General features: G+C 44.3%; 12 protein-coding genes and 1 pseudogene. 10 read left to right on the forward strand and 3 right to left on the reverse strand.

What is annotated here, in order from left to right:
- The first annotated feature begins 217 nt into the window (after positions 1 to 217).
- From O9139_RS17770 to O9139_RS17800, 7 genes and pseudogenes are all read left to right on the forward strand, one after another.
- Positions 218 to 2,854: an adenosylcobalamin-dependent ribonucleoside-diphosphate reductase gene (locus O9139_RS17770; RefSeq protein ID WP_377526771.1), complete on the forward strand. Its 2,637-nt coding sequence runs from the start codon at positions 218 to 220 to the stop codon at positions 2,852 to 2,854.
- Between the two features lie 162 nt (positions 2,855 to 3,016).
- Positions 3,017 to 3,601: a hypothetical protein gene (locus O9139_RS17775; protein WP_270880814.1), complete on the forward strand. Its 585-nt coding sequence runs from the start codon at positions 3,017 to 3,019 to the stop codon at positions 3,599 to 3,601.
- A 370-nt stretch (positions 3,602 to 3,971) separates the two neighbouring features.
- Positions 3,972 to 4,157, forward strand: a complete 186-nt coding sequence (locus tag O9139_RS17780) for a hypothetical protein (protein ID WP_270880815.1) — start codon at positions 3,972 to 3,974, stop codon at positions 4,155 to 4,157.
- Positions 4,158 to 4,275: 118 nt separating this feature from the next.
- Positions 4,276 to 4,860, forward strand: coding sequence for a DedA family protein (locus O9139_RS17785; RefSeq protein ID WP_270880816.1), 585 nt, complete (start codon positions 4,276 to 4,278; stop codon positions 4,858 to 4,860).
- A 99-nt stretch (positions 4,861 to 4,959) separates the two neighbouring features.
- Entirely contained in the window at positions 4,960 to 6,012 is a 1,053-nt protein-coding gene (locus tag O9139_RS17790; RefSeq protein ID WP_270880817.1) for a YheC/YheD family endospore coat-associated protein, read from the forward strand.
- Between the two features lie 67 nt (positions 6,013 to 6,079).
- A pseudogene (locus O9139_RS17795) lies at positions 6,080 to 6,726 on the forward strand (response regulator transcription factor).
- A 121-nt stretch (positions 6,727 to 6,847) separates the two neighbouring features.
- Positions 6,848 to 7,453 carry an undecaprenyl-diphosphatase gene (locus O9139_RS17800; RefSeq protein ID WP_270880818.1) on the forward strand — a complete coding sequence of 202 codons (606 nt, stop codon included), beginning with the start codon at positions 6,848 to 6,850 and terminating at the stop codon, positions 7,451 to 7,453.
- An 85-nt stretch (positions 7,454 to 7,538) separates the two neighbouring features.
- Here O9139_RS17800 and O9139_RS17805 read toward each other — a convergent pair whose 3' ends face one another.
- The 3 genes from O9139_RS17805 to O9139_RS17815 form a co-directional block, all read right to left on the reverse strand.
- Positions 7,539 to 8,321 carry a YheC/YheD family protein gene (locus O9139_RS17805; RefSeq protein ID WP_270880819.1) on the reverse strand — a complete coding sequence of 261 codons (783 nt, stop codon included), beginning with the start codon at positions 8,319 to 8,321 and terminating at the stop codon, positions 7,539 to 7,541.
- A 357-nt stretch (positions 8,322 to 8,678) separates the two neighbouring features.
- Positions 8,679 to 10,034 carry a sensor histidine kinase gene (locus O9139_RS17810; RefSeq protein WP_270880820.1) on the reverse strand — a complete coding sequence of 452 codons (1,356 nt, stop codon included), beginning with the start codon at positions 10,032 to 10,034 and terminating at the stop codon, positions 8,679 to 8,681.
- On the reverse strand, positions 10,024 to 10,710 hold the full coding sequence (locus tag O9139_RS17815) for a response regulator transcription factor (protein WP_270880821.1): 687 nt from the start codon (positions 10,708 to 10,710) through the stop codon (positions 10,024 to 10,026). Before O9139_RS17815 ends, O9139_RS17810 begins: the two co-directional genes overlap by 11 nt.
- Before the next feature lie 189 nt (positions 10,711 to 10,899).
- On the opposite strand from O9139_RS17815, the gene O9139_RS17820 reads away from it, so the two are divergent.
- From O9139_RS17820 to O9139_RS17830, 3 genes are all read left to right on the forward strand, one after another.
- A complete protein-coding gene (locus O9139_RS17820) occupies positions 10,900 to 11,820 on the forward strand; it encodes a hypothetical protein (protein WP_270880822.1) in 921 nt (306 codons plus the stop codon).
- 92 nt (positions 11,821 to 11,912) lie between these two features.
- Positions 11,913 to 12,650, forward strand: coding sequence for an ABC transporter ATP-binding protein (locus O9139_RS17825; RefSeq protein WP_270880823.1), 738 nt, complete (start codon positions 11,913 to 11,915; stop codon positions 12,648 to 12,650).
- A complete protein-coding gene (locus tag O9139_RS17830; RefSeq protein ID WP_270880824.1) occupies positions 12,643 to 13,389 on the forward strand; it encodes an ABC transporter permease subunit in 747 nt (248 codons plus the stop codon). Before O9139_RS17825 ends, O9139_RS17830 begins: the two co-directional genes overlap by 8 nt.
- Positions 13,390 to 13,392: the final 3 nt, after the last annotated feature.

Consider the following 13,392-nt stretch of genomic DNA (forward strand, 5'->3'; position numbering starts at 1 on the left):
CGAGAAAGAGAGTAATCCGCAGATAATCATAGATTATTTGAAGTAAACTTGTCTAATTCAGCCAATTTGGTCTGTCATCCATTAGAAACACTACATATGGTGATGTATAATGAAATTCCCACACTATATATTGTGCTTACATAACACATCATGTCCAGACTTTATATAACCGCAGCTCGAATTGAAGCCTATTGGGAGGGTGTTATCATTGGAGAACATGCAAGCAAACAAGCGTTTAAGCGGGTTGAGTGAGAAGATTTTTTTAGATCGATATGCGTTGAAAAATGCAGATACAAGTGCGGCAAAGGTTGGCGATACCGTTCTTGTTTTGACGAAAGATGACCCCAAGTTCCCAGCCAAAGAAGTTGGTGAAATTGTTAGCCGCGAAGGCAATATGGTCAAGGTTGTTACGCGAAGCGGAGAGACTGTGGAATCTTCGGTTGAGAAGCTGACGCTAAATATAGAGAAATCCCCGGAAGAAATGTGGGACCGCTTGGCCGGAGCCATGGCTTCTGTGGAATCCACACCGGAGAAGCAAGTGGAATGGAAGGAGAAGTTCAGATATATTCTGGACGATTGGAAGCTCGTTCCTGGCGGCCGCATTGCGGCGGGCGCTGATGCCAGCGACGAGTTGACGTTGTTCAACTGTTACGTTATTCCTTCGCCTAAGGACAGCCGTGGCGGTATTATGGCCACTTTGAGCGAAATGACGGAGATCATGTCGCGAGGCGGCGGTGTAGGAATTAATTTGTCCTCACTGCGTCCGCGCCGGTCTGTTGTCAAAGGTGTTAACGGTTCCTCCAGCGGCGCCGTATCCTGGGGCGGTTTGTTCAGCTATACGACAGGCTTGATTGAGCAGGGCGGTAGCCGGCGCGGTGCGCTGATGCTGATGATGAATGACTGGCATCCGGATTTGATGGATTTCATTACGGTGAAGTCCACTATGGGGCAAATTACGAACGCCAACTTGTCCGTCTGCGTAAGCAACGGTTTTATGCAAGCTGTCAAAGAGGATCTAGACTGGGAACTGGTGTTCCCGGATACGACGGATCCTGAATACAATGAACTGTGGGATGGCAATCTGGATGCGTGGAAACAACTCGGCAAACCTGTGAAGCCTTACCGTACCGTCCGCGCCCGCGATGTATGGCATACGATTATTGAATCTGCCTGGAAATCTGCGGAGCCTGGTGTTGTATTCATGGAATACTATAACCAAATGTCCAACAGCTGGTACTTTAATCCGATCATTTGTACGAATCCATGCGGTGAGCAGGGGCTTCCGGCTTGGGGCGTATGCAACTTGTCAGCGATTAATCTATCCAAGTTCTATGATGCACAGAAGCATGATGTGAATTGGGTTGAGCTTGGCAAAGTGGTTCGTTACTCGACGCGTTTTCTTGATAATGTGATCGATAAAACACCATATCATTTTGAGGAGAACCGTGTTAACCAACAGGGTGAACGCCGAGTAGGCCTAGGTTCAATGGGCTTGGCGGAGCTGATGATTAAGTTGAATATCCGTTATGGCAGCCCGGAATCGCTCGTGTTCTTGGATGAGTTGTACGGTTTCATGGCTAAGGAAGCCTATCTGGCATCGGCGGAGATCGCCGGTGAGAAGGGCTCTTTTCAGGCGTATATCGAGGATAAGTTCCTGCAAAGCGGTTTTATGAAAAATATGACGGAAGTCTACCCAGAGGTAGGCGCAGCCATTCAGGCAAACGGCATGCGTAACGTAACGGTCATTACGCAGGCACCTACTGGAAGCACAGGCACGATGGTTGGAACATCGACGGGGATTGAGCCTTATTTTGCCTTTGAGTATTTCCGTCAAAGCCGTCTAGGCTTCGATAAGCAATATGTGCCTATCGCTCAAGAATGGAGAGATCAGCATCCAGGCCAGGAGCTGCCGGACTATTTCGTCACTGCGATGTCTTTGACGGCGGAGGATCATATCCGAGCGCAAGCGGCTATTCAGCGCTGGGTGGACAGCTCGATCTCCAAAACAGCGAACTGCCCTGCAGATTTCACCGTTGAGGAGACCAAACGTTTATACGAGTTGGCTTTTGATCTGGGCTGCAAAGGGGTCACTATTTATCGTGACGGCAGCCGTGATGTGCAAGTTCTGAGCACGGACTCTGGAAAAAAAGAAGAGAACAAAGAAGAAACTGCTTCCGCTACGGTCGCTGCAACTGCTGCACCGGCGGCTGTTAAGGATGATGAGGGCTTAACAACCCTGTCAGGCAAATTGGCCGTTAACGTGGATGCCAAAACGGAGCAGGTTTTTGACAGGCAGTATAAGCGCCGTCCGCAAATTTTGCGAGGGGCTACGTATAAAATTAATACCCCTTTTGGGATGGCGTATATTACCATTAATGACATGAACGGCTCGCCGAGTGAGATATTCTTGAATGTCGGCAAAGCAGGCTCCGATGTGTTTGCGATGTCCGAGGCTTTGGGCCGCGTGTGCTCGCTATTCCTGCGCTACGGAGATCATGGTGACAAAGTGAAGCTGCTCATCAAGCATCTCAAAGGCATCGGAGGCTCCGGCGCGATTGGCTTTGGTTCCAACCGCGTCGAGTCGATCGCAGACGCGGTGGCTAAAGCGTTAGAGCAGCACAACGAAGTGATGAACGACCAAGATGACGCGCGGAACTATGTGACCGCGACGAGTGAAGTGCTGGATGCGCCAGCTCCAGCGGCTGCGACTAGCAGCCACGACGGGCACGGACACAGCGCTGATGATTCAGCGTCGTTGTCGAAGGACTTGTGCCCGTCGTGCGGCTCCGCCTCGCTGATTAACAGCGAGGGCTGCAAGAACTGTGCCAACTGCGGGTACAGCAGGTGTTCGTAAGCAAGAGCCGGGGGCGTGGCCTCCGGCTTTTTTTTTTCTCTCCTCCTTTTTTTTTCGGCTTTTTGTGACCGAAGCAGTTCAGCAGCAGCTTGATCAGATGATGCAACAGACTGTAAAGCAAAAAGAAGATGCGAACCAGGCGCTGCAAAAGGAAATTCAAGCATGGATGGTGCGCGTGGCAATCTGTTAAAAGAAGCGGCAACAATCCTAGGCACCGACGAGAGCTCGCTCCAGACTTCCTTACAAGGCGGCAAAACGCTGCTGGATCTTGCAACGGCGGCAGGCTTGAGCGAAGACGATTTCGTGGCGAAGCTTGTGACAGCAGAAACCACAGTCATCGACGCACAGGTAACGGCTGGAAAATTGGCCCAAGATCAAGCGGATAAGTTCAAAACCGATTTGTCGACACGCGTCAAAAACAAAACTGATCTATCGACACGTGTGAAAAACCAAGTGGAGGACAAAGGTTTTGGAGGCTTAAAAGGCGGCCATGGCGATAAGGGTTTTGGTTTTGGCGGATATGATTCACTGACAACGATTCTTGGCATCACGCAGGATGATTTGAAAACACAACTCGACGCAGGAACATCCATTGCTGAAATCGCAGCAGCGAAGGGAATCAGCGAAGATGATTTGGTCAGCAAATTGAAAGACGGCATGACCGACCAACTGAAAAAGTTCGTGGAAGCAACACATCAGAAGCCAGTTACTGAATCACAAAGCACAAACAGCTCGGCTGTGAACTAAGCATAGAAGCACCGCTCTTCCATAAGGAGGCGGTGCTTCTATACTTAGTAAGAAGGCATGCGGTTCATCTCCACATTAGAGGCTGGAGTGTTCTCGCTAATGTTTTGATAAAAAATTTATTGAATTAATAATCAAAGGACAGGATCACATAGCTTAGAAAAATCTAACATAAAAAGGCTAGTACTAACAAAGCAATATCGAACATAATCGAATATAATATGCTTGTAAGGTCATTCCTCTAACTAATCACCCAACTAATAACATCCCTAAGAGAACCTAGGGGTGTTCTTTTTTTATAATATCGTGTGAACAAATAATAAGGACTGGACTGTTGTAAAGAGGTATTAAATTGAGGGGAGGCTTGACGAGGATGAGCAAGAAATCATTGCATACGAAAAAAAAGAGATCATCAAATGGGCAAAAAATGGATTGGTATTATAACGAATTGGACTTCCTAGAAGAATCTAAAAACCAAGAAGGCCCAGAAACAAATACGAAAAGTGATAATGAAATCCCAGATTGGTATAAATTAATTGAAATGCTTCTAAAAAGATAATATTAATTAGAAGCAGCTGATCTAGAGCTGCTATCTTATTTCTATAGAGCCTTTCTCATAATTACTTCATTTTGGGCATGTATAGTTGTAGCTAATTATTAAGAGGAGGTAAGTAGGAATGACGCAGCAGTTACTGCAATCGATCGTTTCGTTAGGTTATCTGGGAGTAATATTGGGCTTAGCAATAGAAATCATCCCTAGCGAAATCGTTTTAGCTTATGCCGGTTATTTGGTATTTCAAGGACACCTAAATTTCTGGGGCGCTGTCGCCGCCGGTACAGTCGGAGGATTGGTCGCACAATGTATCGTATACGCAATCGGTTACTATGGGGGACGGCCTTTCTTATTAAAATACGGAAAGTTTTTGTTGATTAAACAAAGTCATATTCAATTGGCTGATCGATGGTTCGAACGTCATGGCTCGCCTGTCGTATTTTTTGCACGATTTATTCCCGTTGTCCGACATGCTATTTCAATTCCAGCTGGGGTCACTCGAATGAATCTCTGGAAGTTCAGCTTGTACACATTAGCAGCCAGTTTGCCGTGGTCCATCATTTTTATTAACATTGGCATGAAATTGGGGGAAAACTGGGGAAGCGTTAAAACTCAGATGCACTCTTCTTGGTTCGTGGCCATAGCTTTATTCGGACTTGTACTTGCTTTTGGAATTCGTCTCTTGGTCTCGAAAAAGCGAAAAGGATGAGAACATTCTAATTGATTACAGTGGGTATTTACCGTGATGCTTCTATTCGTCTAGTCATACAGTGTTCATAGTCGAATAATAACGGATGGTGAGAGGCTCATGAAACAAATCGTTGGCGTCTTATTAGATCGAGACACATTTACAGGGACCCCAAAAGGGAAAACGGGTACCGAGCGCATTCATTTGTACATTAGAGTCGCTGATCAACTTGGTCTTCAACCTTTCTTTATAACGCTTTCTAAGATCGGAAGGAAATCTGCACTAGGTTATTCATACATTGGCAATTCGTTTAAATTAGTGCGCAAACCCATTCCTCATGTGACACATAATCGCTCGATTTCATTATCAGGATATTTAAAAAGTAAACTTCAATTGTTATCTGAGTCAAGTACTGTTTTTAACCGAGAAAATCGGTTTGATAAATACCGAATTCATAAACTATTAAAGAAAAATAGTACACTTAACATTTACTTGCCCGTATCCATGAAATATTCACACGAGAAGCTCTTAATTGCCATGAATAAGTATTCAATGTTATTTGTAAAGCCTACAAATAACAGCGTAGGTAACGGCATTATTAAGTTATCGCGAGTAGGTGACGGGAAGTGGCATTTACATTGGAGAAAAGGGAATCCTAAGATCGTATCGAGGGAAGTGGCAGTATCGTTTGTTCATAAAAAAGTGTCCCATCAATCCTATATGATTCAAGAGGGAATACCTTTGGCTACCTATCAAGGAAGACCGTATGATTTAAGAGTTTCCGTACAGCGAGGTTCAAACGGAGAGTGGCAGGTAACAGGGATTGTCGGTAAAGTGGCGGGGAAAGGAAGGCACGTGACAAATGTCGCTAAGGGAGGTAAAGTCAAGCGTGCCAAGTTGCTTTTTGAACATAGCGGGTTAAATGCAGAGTTAATGACGGTTACTTTGAAGAGAGTGTCTCTGTTGATTGCTCAGTATTTGAGTGAGAAGCTTCCACATTTAGCGGATATCGGTTTGGATTTAGGAATTGATAAAGATGGTCGCATCAAATTTATCGAGATGAACGGGCGGGATCAACGATATTCATTTCAAAAGGCCAAAATGCACAAAACCTTCTATCGTACGTATGTAACGCCTTTGCAATACGCCAAATTTCTATTAAAGAAAAGCTAGAACAGCCATGTCATAGCTCTACTGCGGTTTACTCCCAGTAGGAGCTGGGACATGGAGGAGGAATGTCATGAAGCGAATCTTAGTCATTGAAGATGAGAAAAGTTTAGCCCGCTTCATTCAGCTGGAATTAGAGCATGAGGCTTTTTATGTGAATATGGCTTATGATGGGCGGAGCGGGATATGATATTGCTCGACATCATGTTGCCTTTTGTAAGCGGTATAGAAGTATGCCGTACACTGCGCAATCAAAAGAAAACACCGGTCATCATGCTGACAGCTCGAGATACAGTGACAGACCGCATTTCAGGGTTAGACAGTGGCGCCGACGATTACATTCCAAAGCCATTTGCCATCGAGGAGCTTCTCGCGAGAATGAGAGCTCTATTTCGTCGTGTGGAGATGCAAGATATATCCACGCATCAGAAACTTGTATTTCGCCATCTCAATGTGGGTGTAGATGCCCGAGTTGTTTATAAAGGGAACCACCTAATTGATATGACGAAACGGGAATTTGACTTGTTAGTGATGTTCATGAGACATCTCAACCTTGCGCTGACAAGAGATATGTTGATGGGTCAGGTATGGGGCCACGATTCATTGGCTGAAACGAATGTGGTGGATCTATATGTACGATATTTACGAATTAAATTGGACGACTCTGGCACGAGCAGTTTCATTCAAACGATTCGCGGCGTCGGCTATGTAATGCGATGATTATAGATATAGGCATAATTTAAGTTGCAGATTAATTTAATTATTTCTCATGTGCTTCTCATCTTCCTTTTATAAAGTAATTGTAAATCGCGCTTCTTAGAAAAACAAAAGGATGATGAACATGAGTTTTAACGATCTCGACTATCAATGGTTTCAATGGATCAATCAATACGCCGATTCGGTTGCAGTCTTAAATCCGATTATGCGCTTCTTAGCCCAAGATGCGGAATATTTATTTTATCTAGGCGTCATTGTCTATTGGTTCACAAGAAGAAACGACAATCGCAGAATGGTCGCGCAAGCACTCCTTTCCGCTTGTGTGAGTTTGGCTGTTAGTGGCATCATCGGCCACTTTTTTTACCGGGATCGGCCGTTCGTAACGCATCATGTGTTGCAGCTCATTGCGCATCCGGCCAATGCCTCGTTCCCGAGCGATCATGCGACTGGAGCCTTCGTGATCGCAACCTCCATCTGGCTATATCACAGGAAGGCCGGTAAGGTTTGGCTGGCGCTGGCAGCATGCATCGCCGTTTCGCGTGTATGGACCGGCGTTCACTATCCGACCGATGTGCTCGCGGGTGCCTTATTAGGCTTGCTAATTGCGGTATGCATGCATCAGTGGTTGAAGAGCTCAACTCGTATGCAAGCTTGGTTATCTGCCTGTATTACGATCTATGAAAAGATCGAGATGAAAGTATGGCCAAGAACTAAAAAGCATTCTTATTAAAAAAAAATTTCGATTTGTGCTAGAAATAAATCAACCCTCCATTACTACCTACCAAATTATTGGTAAGGTACTGGAGGGTTTCGTTTTAACGTCTTTTGGTTCGTTTTCTGGCAATAAATCTGCCGCGTAGTCGAGCGAGCCGCAGCGCTTTATTAAACATACGCTTATCTTTTAATTGATTGAAGATAAACGGATCTGGTGCCGTATTGACTTCAAGAATCCAAGGTTTGAGGGTTCTATCCAGGCCAATATCTACACCGATTTCTTTATAACCCGAGTGCGTTTTTGAAAATTGCTTCGCAATTTTTAGGCCAAGACGCGATAACTTGTCAATATATTCCTTCTTCTCCGTCTCTCTGATATGATCACCTAGCAGGATCTCCAGCGGCAGGGGCTTCCCACTGTTGTGAAAATTAGTCACGATTTTCTTAGGATGGGCGACGCGCCCGATATAGCCGGTGGTTTCCCAGCGATCACTGGCGTTTTTCTGAACCATTACGCGGATATCAAAGATTCGGCCCCGATAGGTTAACAAGCGAATCCCCTTCTGAATCAAATAGGCACGATTTAATTTCACATTTTTCAGCGAGTGAAATAGTTCGCGATAGGTGGTGTAAGTTCTTGAGGTGGTCCCGATTCGAAAATTGAATCGTCCAGCACTCAGTTTCTCAACCCGGATTACCCCTTGGCCAAAGGTACCATTAACGGGTTTTACATACACCATTGTATGCTTGTTTAACATGTACAGGAGATTGGATTCATTATACAATCTGGTATCTGGGACGAACGAGCGAAGAATTTCATTCCGTAGAAGAATCCTCGTTTTGATCCATTTACTGCTCAAAGTACGTGACCTAATAATTTTCAATTGAGCACCCCATCCTTAATGTGTTGAATAGATAGCCTTTCTTGTACAGATCCATTCAAATGCATCGTATTCAGTAATGAGCAAATTTTTTGTGTGTATCGCCAATTAAAAAAATTAAATTTAACTTCATCTAAACTTCAATACCATTTCTTGATAGATCATGTTGCACTTTAATTTGCTGGAGAGATGAATTTGAGCGAAACTGCTCCGCAGAATTGTAGATTTCATCGCTATTTCATGCCTTTGACCGGCAATTCATTAACAACGGATGTGCTCATAGGAGTTAGGTTCAGTTCGACGCCGCGTTATGTATCCATAAAAAAGCTTCCGATTACGGTTAAAGTAATCGGAAGCTTTTTAATATACAGGAAGGAGGATCGTGATTTCTGTTCCAATTTGTAACTCGCTGCTGATGTGAATACTTCCATGATGCTGCTTGACAATCGCTTGTGCGATGGAAAGTCCTAGACCTGCTCCGCCAGAATGTCGGCTTCGGGAGCGGTCTGTACGATAAAAGCGGTTGAAGACCAAAGGAAGCTCATCTTTAGGAATGCCAATACCGTCATCAACAATTTTAAGGAGAATTTGGTTGTGTAAATTGCTTATTTCAATATCAATTGTGTGTTTACTATATTTCAACGCATTATCTAAGAGAATGAACAGGACTTGTTTGATTTTCGTCGAGTCAGCTTCCATTAAGATTGTTTCTTCATTCGATTGGAGACGAATGTGTTTGGTAGTGAGCGGCTGAAGCGTTTGAATGATCTCAGTGCATAGCTGAACAATATTAAAGCAGCTCTTCTCCAGTGATGCTCCCTGTTCAATTTTGGCAAGATCGAGCATCTGGTAGGTAACGGACTTCATGCGGATACTTTCGGAGTAAATCGTTTCAAGCGCTTCCTGATAAAGCTCCATGTCATGAAGACCCCATCTGCGGACAAGAGAGGCGTATCCTTCCATAATTGTTAATGACGTTTTGAATTCATGTGAGGCATCCGAAATAAATTGTCGCTGTTGGTTCATACTCGTTTCAATCCGCTCCATTAAGCGGTTGAAGGTAGTGGTCAATTGATACAGCTCATCTTTCGATTTGCGATCCATTGGGATTTTTCGGATCTCCAGGCTCAATTCGATATCTTCCATTGTCCTTACCATTCGCGAGATAGGAGATAACAACATTTTGGACATCAATAGACTTATTGATATGGAAAGAATGAAAGCCAGTAGAGTGACCGCAATCAATATTTCAATTAAGCGAAACAGCCGTTGTTTGAGTTCTAGAGGTTCAGCCACGATCTCCAGCGTACCGACGAACTGCTCATCCTGAGTAATGGGCAATCGCACAATAATGAGCGGCTCATCCGTGAAATTCGGGACCTTCGTTAGAATGTCTTCTTGCTCCACGAACTTAGGCGGGATAGTGAACAGCTCAGTTGTGGAGTAAGACTGATTAATAACTTCTGAATCTGTATTTAGGGTTCGAATGAGAGCGTGATCAGGGAGAAACTTTCGCAGGGAGCGCTGATTACCGGCTTGCATCAATGTATCAGGTGATAGCTGATGAATGATTGTGCTAGCCGTCATGCGGAGATCATTTATTGCTTCATTTTCCTCTGTAATGGCAAAAAGCATATAAATGACAATTGTGATCGGAAATACGATGCTCATGACACCGATGAAAGAGAGCATTGCAGTCTTTGTTTTAATTTTCATGCTCATTGACCTCAAAACAATAACCAGTACCTCGAATCGTTTTAATCTTGAACACAGAAGAGGGTAGTTTTTTTCGCAAGTAGCGGATATAGACAGCGATCAGATTAGAATTTCCGAAAAAATCGTACTTCCACACGTCATTCATAATCTTCTCTTGGCTTAGTACTTTATTGGGATGTTCGATGAAGTAAACGAGGAGTTCGAATTCTTTGGCCGTTAGCTCGATATTTTCCCCGCGGTGCGTCACTTCTCTGGTTCTGAGATTGATGCGAGTATCGTTCAGCTGAAACGTGGTTGACGGTTCCTGAAGTAAAGGGCGCGCGCGCAAATTGGCGCGAATACGAGCTAACAATTCATCCATCTGAAAGGGCTTGGTTACATAGTCCTGTCCGCCGAGATCTAACCCATTTACAATATCTGTAGTTGCTTCGCATGCAGTGACAAAGATAATGGGCGTGCTTGTGTCGACCTCTCGAATGGATTTGATCAGATCGAACCCGCCTAGCCTCGGTAATAAAATATCGAGCAGAATGAGATCAAATTTATTCTTGATGGCTTTGTGTAGCCCTTCGAGCCCATCATGGGCTAGCTCGATGGAATAACCGGCATGCACAAGTTCAAGCTGCAGCAGACGGGCAATTTTCTCTTCATCTTCAACGACTAGGATCCGCGTCATTCGAACCAACCTTTCAAGCCTGGCAAAGAGGCTAGATTGAGATTCTACATCTTATGCAGCGGCGGGCTCTATGTAACAAAGATGGAGCGGGAAGGTAGTTAAGAAAGATTTAAGAATTGGTTCACCAGTATTTCATTTTTGAGTCCTATGATAGGAAAGGAAGTCAAATGATAATTCTAGGAGGTAAACATGAAGAAGAAATGGATTATGCTTGGCGGTGCGGTTGGTATTAGCAGCATCTTGATGGTAACTACCGGATTCAGCGCGCTTGCGAGCACTACGGGATATGACGCTTATAAGTCTGCACTCAAAAACACGAAAGCAGCCTCTAACGTATCGGTACAAGCAGCTGCATCCTTACAAGATAATGGGAATGTGTTGGCCGATTTGACAAGCAATCTAAAGGTGAATTTGAGCAATGAGACGGCTAGCGGTACCGTGGATATGACAGCGAACAGCAGTAAACAGTCGCTTGCATTCTTTAAGCAAAACAGTCAAACTGTGCTGAAGTCAGGCGCTAGCGATGTGTATTATGTGAAACAAGAGGGCAAGGGAAGACATCCGCATGACGACAATGAAACTAAAGATGACGCACAAACATCACAGCAAATTGAAACCGTCATTGACGCTCTTGTCGGCAATTTGAAGGATTACGTTAATGTCGACTCCCAAGCTGACGGCTCTAAGCAGATTTCAGTTCAACTGGACAACACGCAAATCCCTACAGTTGTAAATGCCATTGCTCCAATTGCAATCAAAGAAGCAACGAAAAAGGAAAATGACGGTGAAAAGCAGGATGACACGCAAGCGCCAGCTCTTTTCCAAAAAGATTTCTTAAAAGATGCTGCTCCACAATTGTCACAAGATATTAAGATTGAAAAGGTCTCGATCAAAGCTTCCGTTAATGCATCCAATTACATTGAGCATCAAGAAGCGGATTTGACGGTATCCGGCAAAGATGATAATGGAGCTCCTCATCAAGTTACGCTGCATGTACAAGCTGATTTATCCGATTTCAATAACACAACACCGGAGTCCATTGACTTGACAGGCAAAAACGTGCAAACCCTGAAGCGTGGACACGAGGGCAGGAACAATAATCAAGATTAATAATCATTACTTATAAAGGCTTGGCTTTCGCAGAAAGGACTCAATTAGAGGGGATTTCTGCGAAAGCATTTTTAGAAATGGAGGAGTCGTGGATGAATCCTATATTGGAAACTGCGTCGATCAGCAAGCAGTATAGCAAGGGAAGAGGCGTTTATGATGTCAGTTTGCAATTATTTGAAGGTGATGTTTATGGACTGCTTGGGCCAAATGGTGCGGGAAAGACTACTTTTCTTAAACTGATTACCGGATTGATTCACCCGGATTCAGGCGGCATCCAGTTATTTGGCGTCAATCTAAAAGAGCAGTTTGCTCAAGGAATCCAGCATGTCGGGTGCATGATAGAGTCCGCTGATTTTCATGATTTTCTTAGTGCAGAACAATATCTTCAGTTAGTGGCAAGGTTCTATCCTTCCATCGAAAGAAAGCAAATTGACGAACTCTTAGAAACTGTAGGGCTTTACACATACCGCAAAGAGCGAATCAAAGGTTATTCTACAGGGATGAAACAGAAGCTTGCCCTAGCAGCTGCGGTTTTGCCGCGGCCAAAGCTCGCCATCTTGGATGAACCTACAAATGGGCTGGATATTGAGGGCACGGTTATGTTTCGTTCACTGGTCAAACGTCTTTCTGAAGAGAAGCGGATGTCGTTCATCATTTCCAGCCATATGATTCATGAGTTAGAGCAACTGTGCAATCGAGTTGGTATTGTTTTAAAAGGCCGCTTGCATAAAGAAGGGTATGTGGATGAGCTTCTGCAGAGCAATCAATCCCTTGAACAATTTTATATTGAGGAGTTACAGCTGGCGAAGGAGGTCTCAGCACGTGCATAGATGGCAAGCCGGATATCTTAATGAACTATTACTCATGCTATACAGAAAGAAGATGATCGTTTTCATCGTGATCTCCGCGATTCTTCCGGTCCTTCTTGCGGTTTCATTGAACGCGTTGCAGCCTTATTTAGGACTACTGGCAGTTAGCTCATCATTTCCGATCGCACTGCTTTCCATTTATACTGGCCTATGGATTCCCCTATACATTCTTACTGTAACAGCTGATTTATTTCCGGCAGAGGTAGCCGCTCGCACATTAAAGCTGTCATTACTTAGGCCGAACTCTAGATTTCAAGTGTTCAGTACTAAACTTGCTGCGATCGGCACAGGAATTGCGCTTATCCTTCTTGTACTTGGTATCATGACATTCATTTGCAATTTGTTTTCGGGGACAATGCTCAGTGCCGCCGAGGGGTTCCACTTCGTGGAGGCATATGTTGCAGCCTTTATTGCAATGATTGCGATAGCTGCACTGTTCGCTTGTATGGCTCAGTTTTTTAAAAGCGCAAGTGGCTTTATTGTTGCCGCCATTATTTTTTACGCCGCGGCAAAAATTGTACCGTTTGTATTCAGTTCATTTTCAGCATTTTCACCAACCGCTTATACCGATTGGCATATGCTCTGGCTGAGCCCCACGATTTCGGCAGGAAAACTGCTCACATCCGGGTTGTTCCTCATTTCTAGCTGTATGTTATTTTTTACATTAGGCTACTATCGATTTGATAAAAAAGAAGTTTAAAAT

Origin of the sequence: Paenibacillus aestuarii (assembly GCF_027789125.1) — a bacterium.
Taxonomy (GTDB): Bacteria; Bacillota; Bacilli; order Paenibacillales; family NBRC-103111; genus Paenibacillus_E; species Paenibacillus_E aestuarii.